The organism is Oceanobacter antarcticus, assembly GCF_044962685.1.
GTDB classification, from domain to species: domain Bacteria; phylum Pseudomonadota; class Gammaproteobacteria; order Pseudomonadales; family Oceanobacteraceae; genus Oceanobacter; species Oceanobacter antarcticus.
In genome coordinates this window covers 23,105-44,837 of record NZ_JBBKTX010000012.1, presented here as the reverse complement: position 1 = coordinate 44,837, position 21,733 = coordinate 23,105, and the positions used below count along the sequence as shown (strand labels likewise).

General features: G+C 53.1%; 22 protein-coding genes. 11 read left to right on the top strand and 11 right to left on the bottom strand.

The window, feature by feature from the left end:
* Positions 1 to 41 precede the first annotated feature (41 nt).
* Together WG929_RS10925 and WG929_RS10920 are read right to left on the bottom strand one after the other, a co-directional pair.
* A complete protein-coding gene (locus WG929_RS10925; protein WP_416206040.1) occupies positions 42 to 413 on the bottom strand; it encodes a PilZ domain-containing protein in 372 nt (123 codons plus the stop codon).
* The gene (locus tag WG929_RS10920; protein WP_416206039.1) at positions 410 to 664 is read right to left on the bottom strand and encodes a hypothetical protein; all 255 of its coding nucleotides are present in this window, start codon (positions 662 to 664) and stop codon (positions 410 to 412) included. Before WG929_RS10920 ends, WG929_RS10925 begins: the two co-directional genes overlap by 4 nt.
* Before the next feature lie 82 nt (positions 665 to 746).
* On the opposite strand from WG929_RS10920, the gene bioB reads away from it, so the two are divergent.
* From bioB to ahr, 3 genes are all read left to right on the top strand, one after another.
* On the top strand, positions 747 to 1,826 hold the full coding sequence (bioB, locus tag WG929_RS10915; RefSeq protein ID WP_416206038.1) for a biotin synthase BioB: 1,080 nt from the start codon (positions 747 to 749) through the stop codon (positions 1,824 to 1,826).
* Between the two features lie 109 nt (positions 1,827 to 1,935).
* Entirely contained in the window at positions 1,936 to 2,493 is a 558-nt protein-coding gene (locus WG929_RS10910; protein WP_369855542.1) for a Crp/Fnr family transcriptional regulator, read from the top strand.
* A gap of 229 nt (positions 2,494 to 2,722) precedes the next feature.
* Positions 2,723 to 3,748, top strand: coding sequence for an NADPH-dependent aldehyde reductase Ahr (gene ahr, locus WG929_RS10905; RefSeq protein WP_416206037.1), 1,026 nt, complete (start codon positions 2,723 to 2,725; stop codon positions 3,746 to 3,748).
* A gap of 59 nt (positions 3,749 to 3,807) precedes the next feature.
* Here ahr and WG929_RS10900 read toward each other — a convergent pair whose 3' ends face one another.
* Positions 3,808 to 4,236 (bottom strand): hypothetical protein, encoded by a 429-nt coding sequence (locus WG929_RS10900; RefSeq protein ID WP_416206036.1) that lies wholly within the window; start codon positions 4,234 to 4,236, stop codon positions 3,808 to 3,810.
* 244 nt (positions 4,237 to 4,480) lie between these two features.
* Positions 4,481 to 6,469 (bottom strand): transketolase, encoded by a 1,989-nt coding sequence (tkt, locus tag WG929_RS10895; protein ID WP_416206035.1) that lies wholly within the window; start codon positions 6,467 to 6,469, stop codon positions 4,481 to 4,483.
* Between the two features lie 336 nt (positions 6,470 to 6,805).
* Here tkt and WG929_RS10890 point away from each other — a divergent pair, with 336 nt between their 5' ends.
* Positions 6,806 to 7,327 carry a VF530 family protein gene (locus tag WG929_RS10890; RefSeq protein WP_416206034.1) on the top strand — a complete coding sequence of 174 codons (522 nt, stop codon included), beginning with the start codon at positions 6,806 to 6,808 and terminating at the stop codon, positions 7,325 to 7,327.
* A 20-nt stretch (positions 7,328 to 7,347) separates the two neighbouring features.
* Here the strand turns inward: WG929_RS10890 and WG929_RS10885 are convergent, their stop codons facing one another.
* Complete coding sequence (locus WG929_RS10885) at positions 7,348 to 8,040, bottom strand: class I SAM-dependent methyltransferase (RefSeq protein WP_416206033.1); 693 nt, start codon at positions 8,038 to 8,040, stop codon at positions 7,348 to 7,350.
* A gap of 309 nt (positions 8,041 to 8,349) precedes the next feature.
* On the opposite strand from WG929_RS10885, the gene WG929_RS10880 reads away from it, so the two are divergent.
* The 3 genes from WG929_RS10880 (at position 8,350) to WG929_RS10870 (ending at position 11,002) form a co-directional block, all read left to right on the top strand.
* Positions 8,350 to 9,231: a dienelactone hydrolase family protein gene (locus tag WG929_RS10880; RefSeq protein ID WP_369855548.1), complete on the top strand. Its 882-nt coding sequence runs from the start codon at positions 8,350 to 8,352 to the stop codon at positions 9,229 to 9,231.
* A 100-nt stretch (positions 9,232 to 9,331) separates the two neighbouring features.
* The gene (locus WG929_RS10875) at positions 9,332 to 10,459 is read left to right on the top strand and encodes a MalM family protein (RefSeq protein ID WP_416206032.1); all 1,128 of its coding nucleotides are present in this window, start codon (positions 9,332 to 9,334) and stop codon (positions 10,457 to 10,459) included.
* Positions 10,460 to 10,525: 66 nt separating this feature from the next.
* A complete protein-coding gene (locus tag WG929_RS10870; protein ID WP_416206031.1) occupies positions 10,526 to 11,002 on the top strand; it encodes a CreA family protein in 477 nt (158 codons plus the stop codon).
* A gap of 98 nt (positions 11,003 to 11,100) precedes the next feature.
* On the opposite strand, the gene WG929_RS10865 is transcribed toward WG929_RS10870, so the two are convergent.
* The 5 genes from WG929_RS10865 to WG929_RS10845 form a co-directional block, all read right to left on the bottom strand.
* Positions 11,101 to 11,280, bottom strand: coding sequence for a hypothetical protein (locus WG929_RS10865; protein ID WP_416206030.1), 180 nt, complete (start codon positions 11,278 to 11,280; stop codon positions 11,101 to 11,103).
* Between the two features lie 224 nt (positions 11,281 to 11,504).
* The gene (locus WG929_RS10860; protein WP_416206029.1) at positions 11,505 to 13,151 is read right to left on the bottom strand and encodes a PepSY-associated TM helix domain-containing protein; all 1,647 of its coding nucleotides are present in this window, start codon (positions 13,149 to 13,151) and stop codon (positions 11,505 to 11,507) included.
* Positions 13,148 to 13,441, bottom strand: coding sequence for a hypothetical protein (locus WG929_RS10855; RefSeq protein ID WP_416206028.1), 294 nt, complete (start codon positions 13,439 to 13,441; stop codon positions 13,148 to 13,150). The genes WG929_RS10860 and WG929_RS10855 overlap by 4 nt, the downstream gene beginning before the upstream one ends.
* A complete protein-coding gene (locus tag WG929_RS10850) occupies positions 13,441 to 13,701 on the bottom strand; it encodes a hypothetical protein (RefSeq protein WP_369855554.1) in 261 nt (86 codons plus the stop codon). The genes WG929_RS10855 and WG929_RS10850 overlap by 1 nt, the downstream gene beginning before the upstream one ends.
* A gap of 11 nt (positions 13,702 to 13,712) precedes the next feature.
* Positions 13,713 to 15,680 (bottom strand): TonB-dependent receptor plug domain-containing protein, encoded by a 1,968-nt coding sequence (locus tag WG929_RS10845; RefSeq protein ID WP_416206027.1) that lies wholly within the window; start codon positions 15,678 to 15,680, stop codon positions 13,713 to 13,715.
* A gap of 327 nt (positions 15,681 to 16,007) precedes the next feature.
* On the opposite strand from WG929_RS10845, the gene WG929_RS10840 reads away from it, so the two are divergent.
* From WG929_RS10840 to WG929_RS10825, 4 genes are all read left to right on the top strand, one after another.
* Positions 16,008 to 16,895 (top strand): Tim44 domain-containing protein, encoded by an 888-nt coding sequence (locus WG929_RS10840; protein WP_416206026.1) that lies wholly within the window; start codon positions 16,008 to 16,010, stop codon positions 16,893 to 16,895.
* 217 nt (positions 16,896 to 17,112) lie between these two features.
* Positions 17,113 to 18,330: a succinyldiaminopimelate transaminase gene (gene dapC / locus WG929_RS10835; RefSeq protein WP_369855557.1), complete on the top strand. Its 1,218-nt coding sequence runs from the start codon at positions 17,113 to 17,115 to the stop codon at positions 18,328 to 18,330.
* A 10-nt stretch (positions 18,331 to 18,340) separates the two neighbouring features.
* The gene (locus WG929_RS10830) at positions 18,341 to 18,772 is read left to right on the top strand and encodes a SufE family protein (protein ID WP_369855558.1); all 432 of its coding nucleotides are present in this window, start codon (positions 18,341 to 18,343) and stop codon (positions 18,770 to 18,772) included.
* Between the two features lie 208 nt (positions 18,773 to 18,980).
* The gene (locus tag WG929_RS10825) at positions 18,981 to 20,354 is read left to right on the top strand and encodes a Fic family protein (protein ID WP_416206025.1); all 1,374 of its coding nucleotides are present in this window, start codon (positions 18,981 to 18,983) and stop codon (positions 20,352 to 20,354) included.
* A 100-nt stretch (positions 20,355 to 20,454) separates the two neighbouring features.
* Here WG929_RS10825 and WG929_RS10820 read toward each other — a convergent pair whose 3' ends face one another.
* Positions 20,455 to 21,489, bottom strand: a complete 1,035-nt coding sequence (locus tag WG929_RS10820) for a hypothetical protein (protein ID WP_416206024.1) — start codon at positions 21,487 to 21,489, stop codon at positions 20,455 to 20,457.
* Positions 21,490 to 21,733 lie beyond the last annotated feature (244 nt).

Genomic DNA, 21,733 nt, shown 5'->3' with positions numbered 1-21,733 from the left:
ATACCGCGAATTGACACCCAAACTGACGTCAGATACACAATTTAGCCGTGAGCGTATTTGTCGCCCCGGATCAGTTCAGCCAGTTCACGCTGCACGTGAGACGGCTCCGGCAAATTCAGCTCCAGCACCCGCCGTAACAGCGTCAGGCTCTCCAACCCCAATGAATCACAGGCACAGCCAACCACATCATCATCGATATGAGCAACCGAGCAATCCATCACAATCTGATTCTGATCATCCAGCGTCAGGACAAACTGAATGTATTGTTCCAACGCCCAATTGGATTCCATTGGACGGGCTAGCAATACACCACGCAAACTCAGATCCAGGCACTGAACTTCCATACGCTGACCCCTGGTTTCTATCTGGGCGCGGCGCAAAAACGGCACTCGGGTGTAGCGTCGCTGGTTCATAGCGTTTTCCTGATTGAATACATGATCAACTCTCCCTCATACAGGTTTAGCTGAATCACACAGCTTCGCAACTTCCAGCTGCCGATCTCACGCCAGATAACGAATACAGCGCTGACGACCGCGAGCGGAAGCACGTTGAAGGCAGCCGCCGATGAGATCTTTTGCTGCCAGGATTTATCTGTTGCCGTGCTGGTGTCGTAGCATGACAGCCACAGCTGACTGACGAACATTTTTTGAACAATAGTCAGCATAACAGCGGCCCCAAATTGCCTGCAGCCCTGGCAACCCGCACTATTAGCATCCCTTACCCGAATCAGCCAAATGGAGACCGCCATGGGCAGTGCCGTAGCAGCCAACTTTCAGTCCTCCTCGCAGCCAGCCAACGCTGCCATTCGTAACGACTGGACCCTGGACGAAATACAGGCACTGCTGAACCAGCCGTTTAACTACTTGCTGTTTCAGGCCCAGACGGTTCACCGCCAATACTTTGACCCGAACGCGGTACAGGTCAGCACACTGCTATCGATCAAGACCGGTGCCTGTCCGGAAGACTGCGCTTACTGCCCACAAAGTGCCCGCTACGATACCGGTCTCGAGAAAGAACGCTTGATGGAAGTGGAAGCCGTACTGGAAAAAGCCAAAGCCGCCAAGGCCGCCGGTTCTGACCGCTTCTGTATGGGTGCCGCCTGGCGCTCGCCACGAGAAAAAGACATGCCGTACGTACTGGCAATGGTTAAAGGCGTCAAGGAACTCGGCCTGGAAACCTGCATGACCCTGGGCATGCTCGACGAAGACAAAGCCAGCCGCCTGGGTCAAGCCGGGCTGGATTATTACAACCACAACTTGGATACCTCGCCTGACTATTACGGCGAAATCATCACCACCCGTTCCTACGGCGACCGCCTCGAAACCCTCGACAATGTTCGTAAGGCCGGTATGAAAGTCTGTTCCGGCGGCATTCTTGGTATGGGCGAAAGCCAGCGTGATCGCGCTGGCCTGTTACAACAACTGGCCAACCTGCCCCAACACCCGGATTCAGTGCCCATCAACCAACTGGTCAAAGTAGCCGGTACGCCACTGGAACATGCAGCTGACGTTGATCCACTCGACTTTATCCGCAGCATTGCAGTTGCCCGTATCCTGATGCCAAAGTCCCATGTGCGATTAAGCGCTGGACGCGAGGAAATGAGCGAGGAAATGCAAGCGATGTGTTTCTTTGCCGGAGCCAACTCCATCTTCTACGGCGAATGCTTGCTGACCACGCCTAACCCGGCGGCCAACAAGGATCAGGCGCTGTTCCGCAAACTGGGGATCAACTCCGAACACAAGGTCACTCAGGCACCACAACAACTGGACGACCTGATTGCGGCACCCCGGGATGAATCCGAGCTGTATGCTCGTCTCGGAGCCTGACTTCAACGGTCGCAAAAAGCAGACGCTAACGGTTCTTGCCGTCAGCGTCTAAGACCATAGTGATTCGTGACACAGTTCCGCTTTCCTTTGACCGCTGCCTGGCAGTACCATGGCTAACAGGTTCCAGTCACAAGTGATCGCCATGATTCATGACTCTGCCAGTCAATGCTCACCGGAAACATCCGGACTCAGTCCGCAACGTCTGAAATTACTTCAGAATATGCCTATCTTTGGCGCACTCAGTGCCGATGCCATCAATTTTATCGAAAGCCGCTGCATCCAGCGACAAGTCCAGGCACGACAGGCCTTCTTTTACGAAGACGATCCCGCCAGTTCGATTTTTGTACTGGAAACAGGCAACGCCGAAGTGATGAAACAGTGTGGAGATGAAATGCGCCAGTTGCGCCAACTAGGGCCAGGTGACAGCTTTGGAGAAATGGCCGTTGTCGATATGAACCCCCGCGGGGCAACGGTACGTGCCATTACCGACTGCGATGCACTGGAGCTGCCAGCAGCGGCCTTATACGAGCTGTACCAATACGATCTCGAGCAATTCACCCTGATCCAGATGAACATGCTGCGTGAAATCAGCCGCCGTTTGCGTTATCTCAACGCCAAGCTTGCCGCCACACGACCGGACATACTCGAAACTGCCTCAAAGGTTTAACGGCACCAAGCTCACCGCTGTTCACTCATAACGCGGGCGTATTTCCCTTACGTCCTGTGCCCTCCCGTACCCACGCCCATGTTGTACGGCAAACTCCGGTCAGTGAACACCGTGCTCACACCGCTATCGGGAGGGATTCCGGACGTCCATTAAAAACTTGCCATTCTCTGATAGTGTGATTGTCGATTAAGGTCAAAATACACCGACTCATATTCGACAGGAGCAGTTCATGATTACAGGTTACGCGGTATTTGAAGCAGGTGGAGAGCTTCGTCCTTATGAATACGATCCGGGGCCATTAGGCAGTCATCAGGTCGAGATTGCCGTTGAGTATTGCGGTCTGTGTCACAGCGATCTGAGCATGATCAACAACGACTGGGGCGTCAGCCAATACCCTTTTATTCCCGGCCATGAGGCTGTCGGTCGCATTGCTGCAACCGGCGATCTGGTCACCCAGTTCGCCGTCGGTGATATTGTCGGGCTAGGCTGGCAATCCGGTTTTTGCCACACCTGCGAATGCTGCATGAACGGCGACCACAACCTGTGTTATGCCGTTGAAGAAACCATTGTTGGTCGACACGGTGGCTTTGCCGATCGTGTGCGGGCCGAAGCCAGCAGTGTGATCGCGATACCAGCCGCTATTCCCATGGAACAGGCCGGGCCACTGTTTTGTGCTGGCGTCACAACCTTTAACCCGCTGATGCAGCAACAGTTATCACCTACCGCCAGAGTTGCGGTGATTGGTATCGGCGGACTCGGTCATTTGGCGCTGCAGTTTCTCAAAGCCTGGGGCTGCGAAGTCACCGCCTTCACCTCCTCCCCCGACAAAGCCGATGAGGCCCGACGCTTTGGTGCCCACGAAATTATCAACAGCCGCGATAGCGCAGCGCTGAAAGAGGCAAAAAACCGCTTTGATCTGATTATTTCAACCGTCAATGTCAAACTTGAATGGCGGCGCTACATCGCTACACTCAAACCCAAGGGCAAGCTGGTGTTGCTGGGGGTATTATTGGAACCGCTGGATATCAATCTGATTGGTCAACGAGCGGTGATGGCGTCTGAAGTGGGCAGTCCTGGTACCATCAAGACCATGCTCGAATTTGCCGCTCGCCACGACATCTTGCCGCAAACAGAAGTCATGCCGATGAGTGAAATTAACCAAGCCCTGGGCTATCTGGAAGCAGGCAAGCCGCGCTACCGCATTGTGCTGCAGCAGGATTTTGTCATGTTTGCCGCTGAACAGCACGGCACGTAATTCCCGTCAGCATGGATGATATGAGGCTTTGGCTACGTTCAATCTCAAAAAACAGCTAATCAGAAAAACCGGCTCAACAAGCCAGAACGACGCTGAATACGTAACTTCAGTTTACATTCCGCGTTGTGGGCCAGAGTCTCAAATTTATCAGCAATAAACTCGCTTTTGCCAGAGCTGGAAACGGTGCGATTCTGCTGCTTGGCAAAAGTGGTACTCCACAGATGCTTGGGACTCCAGTCATCAGGAACACTGCCAACAGGAATCGTCATGCCGGTATCCCGTAAAAAAAACTCGATGGAAAGACTTAGCCGGGGTTTAAAAGAGGCAACATGAGTACTGATATTGCTGACCGATTTCCATTCTCCCGAAGGGAATACGGTCAGTTGAGTGCTGTTATGGGTTGCACCACGAATACTGAACTTTTCAAACTGAAAAGTATGACTATCCTGTCTGATTTTGGCAGATGGGCTGACTATTGATTCATCCATTATGTGTCCTTACAGCTTATACCTACAAAATAGGTGGGTTGCCAACAAGTACTATCGGATCCTGAGAGGGGGAGCACAATAGCACCTGTTGACCAGCCTGATACTACCTTGGGAAAATTTCGGAATAAAGACTAAAAGTTGTCGTTGATGATGCCAACCATCAATAAAAGCATCAACCAATCCCCCCCGCAGGATCGGACAATTCGGGATCTGTTATCGAAGCTCAGCAGATCCCGATAGATTCTCAGACCAGGCTATTAATAGAATTAACCACTTTGTCTCTGGTGAAACCGAAGTGTGCCATCAGATCAGCAGCCGGTGCAGACTCCCCAAACGTATCCATACCAACAATGACACCCTGCAAGCCAACAAACTTGTACCAGTAATCCTTATGCAGCGCCTCAACGGCAACGCGTGCTGTCACGGCAGCGGGCAATACGGATTCAATGTACTGGGCATCCTGTTTACAGAACACTTCAGCACACGGCATGGACACCACGCGAACGGCCTTGTCGGCAATCTGCGCCGCCGCATCCATCGCCAGCCCGACCTCTGAACCGGTTGCAATCACAATCACGTCCGGGGTACCTGCGCACTCTTTCAGGATATAGCCACCACGAGCCACATTGGCAACCTGTTCTGCGGTGCGTTGTTGATGAGGTAGATTCTGACGTGAGAATACCAGTGCTGATGGACCATCTGCACGCTCTACCGCCGACTTCCAGGCCACTGCGCTTTCAACCGTATCACATGGGCGCCAGGTTTCCAGATTTGGCGTATTACGCAGACTGGCAACCTGTTCTACCGGCTGATGGGTAGGGCCATCTTCACCCAAACCAATGGAATCGTGGGTGTATACAAAAATAGCGCGTTGCTTCATCAGCGACGCCATACGCACAGCGTTGCGGGCGTATTCCATAAACATCAGAAAGGTAGCGCCGTAAGGAATAAAGCCCTTGTGCAATGCAAGGCCGTTCATCATGGCGCTCATGCCAAATTCACGCACGCCATAAAACAGATAGTTGCCGCTGGCATCTTCAGCGCTGATGCCGTTGGCACCCGACCACAAGGTCAGGTTGGAACCGGCCAGGTCAGCAGAACCGCCGAGGAGTTCCGGCAGCAGCGGACCAAACGTGTTCAGTGTGTTCTGGGATGCTTTACGAGAGGCGATTGTATCGCCCCTGGTCTGGCATTCGGTGATGTAGGCAGCCGCCTTCACGCTGAAGTCAGCAGGCAATTCACCTTTCATCCGACGTTCAAATTCAGCAGCCAGTTCCGGGTAAGCCACAGCGTAGGCAGCAAATTTGTCGTTCCAGGATTGTTCGGCGGCGGCACCTTTTGCTTTCGCGCTCCAGCCTTCATACACATTGGCCGGGATTTCAAACGGGCCATGTGTCCAACCCAGCCGTGCACGCGTCAGAGCAATTTCATCATCACCCAATGGCGCACCGTGGCAATCTTCCTTGCCTTCTTTATTAGGCGAGCCAAAACCAATGATGGTCTTGCAACAGATCAGGGTTGGTTGCTCGATATTGGCCCGCGCAGTGTCAATCGCCATCTTGATTTCTTCGGAATCATGGCCGTCCACGTGGCGAATGACCTGCCAGCCATAGGATTCAAAACGGGCAGCCGTATCGTCGGTAAACCAGCCATCAACGTCTCCGTCGATAGAAATGCCGTTGTCGTCGTAGAAAGCGACCAGCTTGCCCAGACCCAGAGTACCGGCCAGAGAACAGACTTCATGAGAGATACCTTCCATCATGCAACCGTCACCCATAAAGACATAGGTGTTGTGGTCAACGATGTCGTGGCCCTTGCGATTAAACTGGGCGGCCAATACTTTTTCTGCTACCGCCATACCAACACCATTGGCAATGCCCTGACCCAAAGGTCCGGTGGTGGTTTCAATGCCCGGGGCGTAGCCGTATTCGGGGTGACCTGGCGTTTTGCTGTGCAGTTGACGAAAACTCTTCAGGTCATCAATGGACAGCTCGTAGCCAGTCAGGTGCAGCAGCGAGTAAATCAGCATGGAGCCATGACCATTGGACAGGATAAAGCGGTCACGGTCAGCCCATTCCGGATTGTTCGGGTTGTGTTGGAGATAGTCGTTCCACAGTACCTCGGCGATATCAGCCATGCCCATTGGGGCGCCTGGATGGCCACTTTTGGCCTTCTGGACAGCGTCCATACTTAATGCACGGATGGCGTTAGCCAGTTCGGTACGAGAGGTCATGTTACGACTCCTGATTGTGTCAATGTTAGCAAGCACAGGATAGCAGACCGGTAGCCTGTCGATGGAAATCACTCTCCTGGCAGCTGCTGTGCCATATGCTGTGTCATATAAAGGCGCGCATTGTCGCTCAGAGCCACAGCAAGGGCAATGACGTTGCCGCAGACCGACGACCTTCATTGCTATGCAACATGACCAACCAGGGCAGGAACCACCCGCGCCTGCATCTGAGAGCAGACATAGACGGGGCGGGGCTTACTGGGCGTACCCGGTTCAAGCATGGGTTTTCGACACCGCAACAGGTACAATCGCGGCCTTCACGCTTTTACCGGATGGTTCATGAACGACGAAATCAATTACAAAAACAACCCACTGCATGGCGTAGGGTTAAAACAGATGCTGGTTGAGCTGGTGGGGCACTACGGCTTTGATATTCTGTTTGCGTATTTGAACATCAACTGTTTCAAAACCAATCCGGGGATTGATGCCAGTGTGAAGTTTCTGAAAAAGACCACCTGGGCCAGAGAAAAGGTTGAGGTCTTTTATTTGTATCAGTTCAAGAATTTGCCCAAGGCTTCATCCACCCAGTTTGCTCTGCCTCCCAGAGACCGGATTATTCCCGCCCATCAGGCACCAGGGGAACCTGCAGTTCTGAGCCTGGAAGATGCTGATCGGTTGCGGGAAAAACGTGAAAAGCAGGCCACGGAACATGGCAAAGGGCCTCGTTCGCGCCAGGGTAACAATGGCAGACACAGCGGCACTGGCCATTCCCGCAATACAACGCCATCAACAACGTCGTCAACAACACCTGACAGCCGCAAAATTGATCCCTGGGCCAAAGCACGGGACAAGTTTGAATAACCGCTGAAGCCGATGACCAATTACTTCGGCAGTAGCCGATACAGCTTGGTATCCGTGATATCGGCAGCCTCCGGCAACGGCATGTCTATCTGGCTACGTTCTGCCTGAATCACCTCAATCTCAAACGTCGTCTGATACAGCGCCAACAACTCCTGATCAATATCAAAAGGTTGTTCCTGTTCGTCCGGGTCTTCCACTGTCAGCAGATAGACCGGGCATTGCCCGGCTGGCAAAATGTCATGCATGTGCTGCACATAGAGACCACGAATCGCCGGATTCAGCGCGGTCAGGGATGCCCGATCAAACACCAGATCAATATGGCCCAGCTGCGCCATCGTCAGCTGAAAAAAGTCGCCACTGAGTATGGTGATGTGCTCGCTGCGCCAGCAGATAAAATCACCCGCCCGGCTGCGCTGGTAATCAATCTGGTTTTCGACAAAAAACGCTTTAACAGCAACCTGGCTGAGTTCTACTCCTACGACGTCATAGCCCTGTTGCGCCAGCCACAGCATATCGAGGCTTTTGCCACACAACGGCACAAACACCCGGCTGTTGTCTGCCAGCCCCAGCCTGGGCCAATGGTTTACCAGTAAACGACTCGCCGCATCCTGATGAAACTCAATCTGGTCGTTACGCCACATGGATAACCAGGCTTGATTATCCTGACCTGTGCTGATGGCTGCTATCGCAGTTGCCGTTTTACGTTTATTCATGAAGATCCGGCGTGAGTCACAGCACACGCGAATCAAAACCGACACAGGGTATGTCAGCTCAGGCTTGTGGTGACACACCCTATCACAAAATCAGGGGGCATCCGGATCAACACCAATAACCACACAAAAGTTATGGACTAATACCCGCAATCTGAACATTGTGATCCCACACTGACCGAATCGCTCTTATATAGTGAATACCTTTTATGCTCATGCATTTTTTTTATCGATGACAAGGAACCATTCAGCCACCGATTTATCCACTGCGATTCGGCGTTACAACAACATCGGCCTGCGCAGGATACTGCCATGAATAATGACCCTATCGATCCACAGGTTTACGATTTATACGACGAATATTGTCATTCAGGCATGAGCAGGCGAGATTTTCTCTCTCGTGCTGCAGCTCTCACTCTGGTCACCGGCTCCGGTCTGGCCATGGCACAGGCACTCCTGCCCCGTTATGCCGAGGCGGCAACGATTTCCTTTACCGATGATCGCATCAAGGCAACCTATATAGACTACGACTCTTCTGGCGGGACGTCGGGTCGCATGCGAGGTTATCTGGTCAAACCTGTGGGAGAGGGTTCTTTCCCGACCGTGGTAGTGATTCATGAAAACCGTGGCCTCAACCCCTATATAGAAGATGTCGCCCGGCGCCTGGCAGTCGCCGGGTTTCTGGCACTGGCACCGGACGGATTATCACCCGTCGGGGGTTATCCAGGGAATGACGACGACGGTAAACAGTTACAGGCCAGCCTGAATCAGGAAAAATTGTTCACCGATATGTTGAACAGTGCCCGTTTTGTCAAAACTCATCCACTGTCCAGCGGCAAGCTGGGGGCAACCGGTTTCTGTTATGGCGGTGGCGTCGTGAACCAGCTGGCGGTTGTTATGGGGTCTGACCTGAATGCCGCAGTACCGTTTTACGGTCGCGCCGCAGAGAGTCATGAAGTACCCAACATCCAGGCACCACTGATGATTCATTACGCTGAGGACGATCCGCGTATCAATGCCATGCGTTCAGGCTACAAGGCGGCGTTGACAACCCACAAAAAAGACTTCGTGATGTACAGCTATGAAGGTACCCGTCATGGCTTCCACAACAATTCCACCCCACGCTTTAATGAGCTGCAAGCCGATATCGCCTGGGAACGGACAGAAAATTTCTTTAAAAAACAGCTATCCTGACCCTCTCACTCTACCGATCAGACTGATTCAACTGGCTCCGGGATAACGCTCTGCGCTACAGTCGCGGGCGTTATGGTTTGTCTACCGACAAGGAGCCTGAATGAAGTATGTGTTTCCCCTGTTCTCAGGGTTAGTGGGCGTGCTGCTTAACGGTGTGGCGCTGGCGGCCAACGAAGAGTCGGACAACAGAACCAGCCGTGACCCGGTCATGGACAACTCGCCAAAAAGCGATGGAATACCCTCGCCGATTGACTGGTTAGCCAGTTTGCCAACGCTTCACTACCACAGTCTGGTATATGGCTTTCAGGGTGAACTGATCCCAACCACGGAACCCATGCTGCTGGGTCAGCATCATGTATTGGCAACCGGCCTGGAGCTGCCGCACTACGACCGCAACATCCGTATGGATTTGCAATCACTGGTCGAAGAACAAACCGTATTTTATCCAGCCGTGATTTTGCTCGATGCGCAATTTGATGCCTTGGAAATCTACAACAATCCCGTACTGATCAGCGACACCAGCAGCCGCAACGAAGGAGTTTACCTCCAGCTGGAAGTAGATCCTGAAACCCGCTATCTGGTGGTGTTTACGGATGCCGAATGGTTGGGACGTACGCTGACGCAGCAACCGCAAACCAAGCGTTTGATCATAGGCGACAGCTATGTGACCGATCAGACGGTGCTCCAGCAAGGCAGCTACCTGACCACCGATACCCCGACCCTGAAGCTGGCCATTCCAGCCCGAACCGAGTCCGCCCCCAACTACTTGCACCGGGGCTGGGAAATCGGCCTGGGAATGGATTTTGGCGGTGAAAAAGTCGCCGAAAATAAACAGGGCGAGCCGTACAATGCCGGAGCTGGTGCAATTTTGTATGGCGGTTACGCCATACCCGCCAGCCGTCGCATCGAAACACGGGCACGACTGGGTATTCTGTACCAGGGCGGCGAAGGTAATAGTCAGGGCTTGGTGATGCAGCTTGATGCCGGTTATCACTATCCCCGGTGGGCAGCCGGTGCCGGTTTGCACATCGATATAGCCCATAGCATCAAGGACAGGGATGGTACCCGGACGGCGTTGGACAATACCCTCAGCCCACGGCTTTTTATTGAATACAAGGTGACCCGAGCGATGCGCTTTGAACTGGCCTATAAATCCGCCACCTATCATTCAGACCGACAGACCTTTAACGGCGACTCGCTTGGTGTTTTTATGACCTACCACTACTGAGTCTGCTGTCATGCTGTATACGACCAAGCACACCAAACGACCCACTACATCGGAGTACCAACAACTATGGCCAACTTATTACGTCCAATACTGCTGGGCCTGATCGCGGTCATCTCCGCCACAGCACACGCAGAGATGGTCGGCGAAGTCGACACCGCCTTCAAACTGATTGGAAAAAACCACAAGATAGTCATAGAAGCGTTTGATGATCCCAAGGTAGCGGGAGTGACCTGCCATCTGAGCCGCGCCCAGACTGGAGGTATCAGTGGCTCACTCGGGCTGGCGGAAGACACGTCAGACGCCTCCATCGCTTGCCGTCAGATTGGTCCGATCCGTTTTCTGGATACTCTTGACGATGGTGAACAGGTATTCACCAAACGCACTTCCTTGCTGTTCAAGACCATGCAAGTGGTGCGATTTTTTGACCGTAAGCGTAATACGCTGATCTACCTGGTGTACTCCGACAAAATGGTCGATGGCTCGCCGAAGAACAGTATTTCTACCGTCCCTATCCAGGACTGGCGTACGCCAGCAAACAACTAATCATACGAACTCTCAGCGACCATGGATCCGGCCAGCCCTGCTTATCCGCTCGTAACCACTTTCTGGACGGCGACGAGCGGGCGGTACGCTGGAGCTGGCTAAGGCTTGTTCACCACACCACACTGCTGATCACCGTAGTAGTTATCCGCATAGTTACACCCCTGAGTCGGGCAGCGGCCCGATTGTGGGGCCGGTGTAGCAGAGCGCGCTTGAGATTGCCGGGTCGCACCTGCTTCAAGCTGGGAAACCACGGCGATATAACGAAAGATACTATTCATGGCTAATCCTCTGTTTGTCTATCAACACAGTCAGATTAATCAGTATGGACTATCAGGGATAATGACATTTTACTCTCCCGCTAATAGATTAAGGCAATAAGAAAACAAGTTTCAATAATCTTACCAACATCTCTACCCATAACCTTACTAATAACTTTACCCGTAGAACTTATTTCAATTCACCCACCGCAGTGCTGTTTCTGACCAATAAAGCATGGGGAAATCTACTCTGCCGTTATCCTCGTTGCCCTGGGAGGTGCAGTACCAGACAACAACGTACGCTGACGTACCCGCCGATCAAACCAGAGCATCATCGCGGCGACCAGCAACGCCGCCAGATCCACGGCCAGACTCGCGCCATGGGCAGAGATCGCTGCGGTGTTCCCGAGCAACGCCAGCAGCAGACTGCAGGTCGGAATCAACAAGACGCAAATCGCCGTTGCTTGTAGCAACTCATGTCCAGCACGCTCACTGCCACGTATACATGCCCACAACAGCCAGGCTAACCAGGTCAGGTAATAACCCCAGACCACCAGCACATTGGCCTGATTATTATGGCTACCCAGCAACCCTGCTGATGTTTTACTGACGACCATGGCAATCGCAACCCCGGCGATGGCTCCCAGACAAACCCCTGTTGTGGCATTAGCCATCCAGCGTACCGAGCGGGACTGCGCGGACATCGGCAAATCGGCTTTGCCGTCTTTTTTGCGCCGACTCCGAATCCACAACAGATTACCGCTGTAGAACACAAATGCACCGCTGATCCCCAACACAAAGTACAGCCACTTCACTGGTGTGCCACCAAAGCTGCCAAAGTGCATGCCAAAGAAACTGCTGACCAGCACACTCCAGCCATCCTGTTGTCCCGGTAATACACTGGTATTGGTGACTTCCAGCGTATACGGATTGAGAATGACGTAACCCTCGCGCGCGCCACGGGTGAGGTAAGCGTCATGAGTAACCGCCACTCTGGCCATCGCCCGCGCCGACTCCAGATTCATCAACTCAACCGCCTTGACGTCAAAACCCGGTGCTTGTTCATGTACCCGCGCAAGCAACTGGCTGATTGGCGGCAACTCGCTGAGCGGCTGCGCCGTGGCCACGGCTCGCGGCCCAAACATCGCTTGCTCACCGTACACGACGCCTTTCAAGGCACCATATAATAGGTCATGAAAGGCAAATACCACCACGGTAACGGCAATCACCAGATGGAACGGCAAACTGGTGATGCCGATCAGATTATGAGCGTCTAGCCAGAAACGCTTGCGGCTTTTTTCCGGGCGCAGAATCAGAAAATCACGCAACAGCGTGGGTAACACCAGCACGACACCTGACACCAGCGCCAAGCTGTAAAGCAGGGCGGCCACTCCCATCAGGTACACACCAACAAGCTCGTGTCCCAGCTGCCCAGGTATACCGGCGCTGCGATGAAGCAGATCAATCAGCTCACCCAATTGGCCAGGAGTCTGCTGCTGCACCTGCAATTGTCCGCTTTCATCCAGACTGGCTTGCCAACGTGAAGCCGACAAGTTCAGTTGATGGTGATCCCCCTCTCCCTCGTTCCAGAATACCGGGGCGTTGCCCGGCGGATGGTCGCCCAGCTGTAATGTCAGTTCATGCCGGGCTGCCGGATACCGTTCCAGCACCTGACCCACCAGCAAATCCAGTTCGGCAGTGGTCAGTCTTGATGTCGGTACGACTTGTTGATCCAGCGCTTCTGACCATTGTTGAACAGGTTCTTCAAACATGGTTAATGCACCGGCAAAAAAACCGATAAACAACAACATCCCGGAGCTAATGCCCACCCAGGTATGCAAGGTTTTGTACATTTTTAATACATCACCACGCACCTTGAAGCCGTTTTTCATAACATGGCTCCATAGCGGACACAGTACAACGCGACATGACTGACTAATGCCAGCCCCCCCAGAATCAGCCAGGCCCGTGCGCCGCTTCGAAACAGATATACCGTCGTCAATATTGGTAACCAGACCAGTACGATCAGCCACATATTGAACTGCACCTTGTTCGCCGCAGCGATACCCCCTGGCCCCAGCCAGGCAAACAGACCACTAATACCCAGTGCCAACAAAAATCCGGCGACCACACCACTCAGGCTCTTTGACCACCAGTCATAACGCAAAGAACGTGACGACATCAGTCAGCCCTCCGACGCAGCAAAAACAGCGCCGGAAGTAACCCCAGCGCCAGCATGATCACCACCAGCCAGCTCAATATTGCGGCCAGCGGCGACAGCAGTAGTAGCCAGCCCAGCAACGACACACCCAGCGCGGCAAGTACAATCGGCCAGAACGCCTTGGATAACGGCTGTGACAGCCAGCGCTGATTGGGCAGGCACAGATACAGCAAGGCAACTGCCAGTATGGTCAGGCCGATAAGCAAAATAGTCGTGATCATCAGGATGTCCATCAGAAGCTGTAGGTGCCGCCCAGATAATAATTGCGCCCCAGTTCCACGGTGGTGATATGGGAATCCATATTATCCAGATTGGTATCGCCAATATTATTCACGCCAAACTTCAGTCGAACTGCCTCGTTCAGATCCATCAGGAAGCCGAGATCGGTACGGTAATACGACAGTTTGTGCACATTGGTCTGGGAATTGGCCCAGAAGGAGTAGGTCATACCTCCCACATAATTAACGCTCAGGCTGGCGCTAAGGGCATCTGTTGCCTGCATTTTCAGAGCGAGATTCGCCTGATGCTCGGGGCGATACTCAATCACCGCATCATCACCGTCCTTGACGCTCAGGCGGGTGTAGTTACCACTGACGGCCAGATGATCGGCAACATCCAGATCACCGCTCAATTCATACCCCCTGGACGTTACCTTGCTCAGATTGACCCAGATCGGGTGATACACCCCATCGTCATCTGCTGCACCCAGCTCACGCTCGATCTTGTCTTTCACTTCCGTATCAAACACATCCGCGCTCAAGGCCCAGTCAGGCTGACGCACTTCAACACCCAGCTCTTTGGTGATACTGGTTTCTGGCGTCAAATCCGGATTACCGGGAATATAACAACCCCCACCACAACTGATCTCGTTGTATTCCGGGCTTAACTTACGTCCGTCTGGAGCCTTGAAGGCTTTGCCGATTCCCCCTTTCAGAGTCACCGCATCGTTTAACTGGTACACCAGATAGCCTTTGGGAGAAAAGTGGCCACCAAAAATTTCATGATTATCCCAACGACCACCGAGCGTCAGTGTCAGCGCCTCCATCAGGGCAATTTCATCCTGCACAAAAACACCCACCTGATCGATGCTGTACTTGCCGGTGGCAACATAATTGATCGGGTCTTCCAGCTCCTGATGGCGGTAATCCACCCCGGCCACCAGGTCATTGGCTCCAAATGCCGTATTGCCGTAAGCCTTGGCATACAGGTTGGATTCCTTGGTGTGATGCTGGGGGGTCACGTAGCTGGTATTAAAATCGTCGACATCGCTGTGCTCGTACTTGATGTAGGCGGTGGTTGATGCGCTGTCCCATAATCCGGTATGTGTCAGCGCCAGGTCGTAACGACTGATTTCCTGCTCACGATACGAGCTGCTGCTATAGGCCTGGTAGGGCCGCTTATCCTGGTTGTAGCCAAAATCGATATCAATACTTTGCTGCTCGTTCAAATCCAGCGTCAGCGTTGATGTCAGGTTGCTGGCGGTTTTTTCTTCCTGATCCGGCACATCGTCATCGTCATTGGCATACCAGGCTTCGCGACTGTATTGGTCTGCGGAAACCGACAAGCTCACCTGGTCACTCAGGGAACCCATTGCAGTGCCTCCCAGACGATAACGGCCACCGTCTTCACCCGAATCGACCACGGTGTATTCGCCACTGACACTGCCGCGCCAGTCGCCCGCCGATTTTTTGGTGATGATATTGATCACCCCACCAATCGCATCCGAGCCATACAGTGCCGCCATCGGCCCACGAATCACTTCAATCCGCTCAATCGAAGTTACCGGAATGGAATTGAAATCAACGTCGGTTCCCTTGGCAAAAGCACCGCCAGACGACACCCGCTTACCATTCACCAACACCATGGTGTAATCACCGTCCAGACCACGAATCTGGATATCATCCCGGCCATTGCCATCCGTCAGGTTGTTCAACCCTGCATTCGCTCGCAGCAGATCACCAAGACTGTCCACAGGTGCCGCTTCAATCGCTTCAGCATCCAGAACCGTCGTAAAGGCAGGTGCAGTTTCAATCGGGCGCGCACTCATCGTTGCGGTAACGACCACGGCTTCAAGTTCAATAACAGACGAATCATCCGCCACAACGACAGATGACAAGCAGGTAGCGAGCGTCAGACAGGCGGGAGTCAGGCAGGGATACATCCCATTCAGAAGGGTAGAACGGCGGTTGAACTTGGTCATGAATCGGTGCTCTTAGTGGGTGATTGAGACTTTGATATCCTTATCAAATGCAAATAATATTATTTATCATTTATATTTGCATGTAAATACCACACACACTTGCCACTGCTGGCGGAACTCGTCAGCAGCGAACCGGATCAATAATGACCCGGTGATTGGCAGCCACAGCTTCTGGCAACCCAGGACACACTCTGCCAGGACACATTCTGGTTGTGGCCCTTTAAATCTCACCAAATTTCACCACGATCGTCTTTCAGACTTCGTACACCGGGTTATTCTGGTAAAGTAACGTCCGATTTGGCAAAGACGACATTCACAGAGGTTATTATGAAGTCCTTCTGGTCCCTGTTTACGACGGTTTTTCTGCTGTTGGCCTTGGTACAACCGGCTGAGGCAGGTAAAAAATTTGGCGGCGGCGGCTTTGGTAAAAGCTTTTCCACAGCCCCTGCCCAGAAAAAATCGGCAGCCCCTTCTTCCACTCAAAAAGATCAACCCGGTGTCAGCAATGCTCAACCTGCAGGCAAAACAGCGGGCAGTAAAACTGGTCTGATGGGCGGTATGCTCGGTGGCCTGCTCGCCGGTGGCATGTTTGCCTACCTGCTGGGCAGCGGTGCATTTGATGGCATCCAGTTTATGGACATCCTGTTGCTGGCATTGGTGGGGTTTGTACTGTTCAAACTGTTTGCCGGACGACGTCCACAGCCCCAATCGCAGCCACAAGCGGCGGGCCATCAACGACATGAACCCTTCCAGGCTGCAGCCAGTGAACCCGACACCGTGGCCCAGCGCAACGATCTGAGTGCCATGATGACCCCTACAGGCAACGAGGCACCGGTCAACCTGCCAGACGACTTTGACCAGATCGCCTTTATTGGCGGTGCACTGGATCATTATCGCCAGGTACAACAAGCCTGGAACGACGGTGATATGAACACCATCAAGGAATACGTTGCCCCCGAGCTGTACGCCGAACTGGCCCAACAACGTACCGCCATGGCCGATGCGCCACCACAGACCGAAGTACTCGATCTTGCGGCCGACATCGTACGGGCAGAACAAGACGGCTCCGTGCGTCAAATCAGCGTCCTGTTCCGTGGCCGCAGCCGTGATAACGGTGACCACTCCGAAGATGGCATATTCGACACCTGGCATCTGGAGCGCGATATGTCGATCGACAACGCCCCCTGGCTAGTAGTTGGAATTGAAGCCGACTGATAACCGCTACACCCTGCTTATCACTGAACGGAGCCTCACGGCTCCGTTTTTGTATCCAGACAACCGTCCGGTTCACATCCAGCGCCCTGCAGCAAGCGCCATACTTTTGTCATAATGACCTGCTCTTTCCCGGAGCAGTGGGTATAATCACCCACACTTTTTCACGGTAGCGATTACTGCCAGTCGTTGTCCTTGTCGTTGTCCTTGTTGGTGCCACATGAATCCAGACCTGAGCAAACTCCAGCCCTATCCGTTTGAAAAGCTTGCAAAACTGAAAGCAGCTGTCAGCCCTAATGCGGCACTGGAGCATATATCCCTATCGATCGGCGAACCCAAACACCCGTCTCCGGCCTTTGTGCAACAGGCCATGATCGACAACATCCAGGCACTGGAAAACTACCCCACCACCAAAGGCCTGCCAGAACTCAGTGAAGCCTGCGCCCATTGGCTCAAGCGCCGCTTCACCCTCAATCGCATCGATCCTGTGGCCCAGGTTATTCCCGTCAACGGCACCCGCGAAGCCATCTTTGCCTTCGCCCAGGCCGCCGTCGATCGTACTCAGCCACACCCGCTGGTGCTCAGCCCGAACCCCTTCTACCAGATTTACGAAGGTGCAGCTTACCTCGCGGGTGCCGAACCCTACTTCCTGCCCTGTATGGAAGCAACCGGCTTTAACGCCGATTATGCCTCCGTACCAACTGACGTTTGGGAACGCTGCCAACTGCTGTTTGTCTGCTCACCGGGCAACCCGACCGGCTCGACCCTGAGTATTGAGCAGTACAAGGAACTGATTGCACTGGCCGACCAATACGACTTTATTGTGGCCTCGGACGAGTGTTACTCCGAGCTCTGGGTCGATGGCAAAGAAGCTCCGGTTGGCCTACTGCAAGCCTGCGCCGAACTGGGCCGCGACGACTACGACAAGTGCGTGGTATTCCACTCGTTGTCGAAACGCTCCAACCTGCCTGGCCTGCGCTCCGGTTTTATTGCGGGCGACGCCAAACTGCTGAAACCTTTCCTGCTGTACCGCACCTACCACGGTTGTGCCCAGCCAATTCAGACCCAAATGGCCGCCATCGCCGCCTGGAACGACGAAGCCCACGTGGAAGACAACCGCCGCCAGTACACGCAGAAATTCAACACCTTTATCGAGATACTCAAGCCAGTCATCGACATCCAGCAAACCGACGCCAGCTTCTACCTGTGGTTAAAAACCCCGATTGCCGATGACCTGTTTGCCCAGCGCCTGTTCGCCGAGCAGCACATCACCGTACTGCCCGGCTCCTACGTTTCCCGCACCGTGAATGGCATCAATCCCGGCGCTGGCCGCGTCCGCATGGCACTGGTCGCCAGCGTGGAAGAATGCCGCGAAGCCGCTCAACGCATCCGCAGCTTTATTGAAACACTAAACACCGAACTGGCTGAACCAGCCTGAGGAGATAACCGTGAGCCTGACCCCGAATCCCTTTGGCACCGACATTACCACTGACGACATCCTCGATACCCTCGGCTTTTTTGACGACTGGGAGGAACGCTACAAATACATCATCGAGCTCGGCAAGCAGCTGCCATCGATGCCAGACGACAAAAAAACCGAACAACACCTGATTCGTGGTTGCCAAAGTCAGGTGTGGATCGACTCCGACATCATCGACGGCAAGCTGGTATTAGAAGCCGATTCCGACGCTCATATCGTCAAAGGCCTGCTTGGCGTGGTGCTCAGTGCCTACAATGACAAAACGCCCGCTGACGCTCTCGCATTTGATATTGATGGCTATTTTGCTGATATTGACCTGATCAAACACCTCAGTCCTACCCGTGGTAACGGTATCCGCGCCATGGTGCAGCGGATTAAAGAAATCGCTGCTGGCGCTTGAAGCAGACACTCTATCTGCAGACACTCTATCGACGCCCCCTGCCAAAGGGGTGTGCGTCTCCTCTCTGTAGCAGAACGGGTGGCGACGGTTGCGGTTGCATGGCAAGCCTGATCATCCGCAGCAACACCAACGACTAATTTATAAAAAATGAGTAGTAAGCCTTCTTCTCATTGATATACTAATTTTAATTATATTAGTAGTTGATATCATGAAGCGCCCACAAACTCCTCCCTATCACGATCAGCCACTGACCGCTCTGACGGCGATGAACCACGCCCAACTGCTGCATTTGTTTCAGGCAGACATCGGCCCCTGCGATGCGAAAGGGCGCTACCTGCACTGGGATAAACTGCGCCACCTGCCACCCCCAAGCGGTTTCAATGCGGAATTACACTGGATTGCTACCAAGCTGGTCCGAGAAAAAATAGCCCGGAGTATTCCTCTGCTCAATAAAGACAATCAGCCATTCCGGTTTTGTATTCCCGATACCCTGATGCGGGATTTATTGTGGATCAGCGAAAATGCCAGCGGCGCCATGGCTGCCGATGCCATCATGCAAGACAAAAGCACCCGGGAACATTATCTGATCAACAGCCTGATTGAAGAAGCCATCAGCTCCAGCCAACTGGAAGGAGCCTCGACAACCCGTAGAGTAGCCAAGGAGATGCTCACCAGCGCTAGAACACCACTGAACCAATCCGAGCGCATGATTGTAAACAACTATAAGGCAATGCAGTTTATTCGGGAATATCGGCACGAGCCATTGACCCCTTCGATCATTTTCGAATTACACCGACTGCTGACAGCAGGAACACTGGAGTCTGGCGATGAACATCTGGCCCGGCAGTTCAGACGTGTGGAAGATGATATTTGTGTCTTTTCTCAGGATGACCAACTGCTGCACGTACCGCCCAAAGCCGCTGAGTTACCCCAGCGGCTGCAGGCACTGTGTGATTTTGCCAATCAGACTGGCGATGATTCTGGAGAGATATTTATTCCTCCGGTGATCAAGGCCATCATTGTGCATTTTATGATCAGCTACGATCATCCTTTTGTTGACGGTAATGGCCGTACCGCACGAGCACTGTTCTACTGGATGATGGCGAAAGAGAATTACTGGCTACTGCAATACACCTCGATTTCAAGGGTGATCAAGAAAGCACCGGCGCAATATCAAAAGGCCTATCTCTATACCGAAACCGATGCCAACGATCTGACGTACTTTATTGACTACCAGTTGGATGTCATCAAAGAGTCAATTCATGACCTGCATAAGTGGCTCAAAGACAAGATGCAGGAGCTGAGAGAAACCGAAGATGTGCTCAGTGGCTCTGCTCTGCAGGGACAGTTGAATCATCGTCAATTATCTATCCTGAAACATGCTTTGAAGAACCCCGGTTATGAATACAGCATCAAGGGCCATCAGCATTCCCACGGAGTAGTGTACCAGACGGCACGTACCGATTTATTGAATTTGGCAGAAACATTCCAGTTACTGAAGCGCTACAAGATCGGCAAAAAAGATACCTTTATTGTTCCTCACAACCTGAAGGACATCATCAGAGAAAAAGCCCGTCAATAGCGAAACAACGGCATAACCATGCGCCACAGAAAACAGAAAAGGGCGCCGAAGCGCCCTCTAACAACCGTTGTGTAACAACCGCCGTGTACTGCTGTGAGTATCAGTTAAGCTGATAGTCGTAAGTCATATCGTAGTCGGAGATAACTTCTACGGGTGAACCTCCAGCATCAACTGTCATGGTCTGAGTAAATTTCAGCGTAAAGGTCTTGCGCGTATCGGTATCGGTTACCACAGTGACAACCAGGTCGGTGATATCAGAACCAGCAGTCTCGAAGCCAGCGGCGGCCCGATCTTCAAGTTCAGACAAGGAATCCGGTGCCTCCAGCCCTTCAATGGTGACCGCAGGAATAGCCGTCGTCGTTACTCCGGATTTAAACGTGCCGCTGAAGGTCAGCGTCCACTCGCCATCCAGGTTGCTGTTGTCACCGCCGCCAATGGTGATGCCATCGGTATCGATATCGACGTCGTAGTCATACACCAGACCGTTCACTTCAACGATGAAAGAACCTGCGCTGAAGTCGATATCGATACTGATAAGATCCAGTACCGCATCCAAACCACTGCCGTTGGCGCTGAACTCGGTCGTAAAAAAGTCGTAACTGTCAGCATCCAGACCATGATCGGCAAACTGTTCACTGAAATTGGCATTAATCTGCGCCTGAACGTCAGCAAGATCATCGCTGGAGAAGCTGGTAGCGGCGGAGGCCCAGTTTTGTTGCAGCGTCGCCAGGCTGGTTTCGCCATTGGCCAGGAACATCGCCAGCGTGGTCATCGGTGTAATATTGGCGATGCTGTTGGCGGTTGCCGCAAAAGAATACTGTACGTCCGAACCATCGTCAGGAGCAGCACGCAGCAAGAAAGGCGCTGACATGCCGGTTACTGTAATGGTGTAGCTGCCGTCAGCCTCGATCGCGACATTGACTTCTGTACCACTGGCGTCTGTTACATAGACAAAACCGTCAATCGCGGCACCGGTGGCCGCTGTACCTTCCAGCGTCGCATCTGCTGAGTTGCTGCTATCGTTATTATCACTGCTGCTGTCATTGCTATCGCTACTACCACAACCCGTAATGGCCAGCGTGCTACTGATCAGAGCGGCAGACATCCAGCCCGTTAATGAATGAGTCCAGTTCATGATTTGATTCCTTTGTGCTTATCACATGGTTAACTATTTGGGTCTGATCACCGGTAGATTGGTGTTCCGGTTTCCAGAACGGTCAAAGAGTAACCAGCTTTGGTTTGGCAATACAATTCCTTACAAAACCAGTGCGAGCCTCTGTGCAGAGCGTCACAAATTCCCCTGATCGAACGTAGGACAAGCTGGCAATAGATAGGCTGGCTACCGCGCCACAGAGTATTTCCGGGTCTCAGCCGCTGGC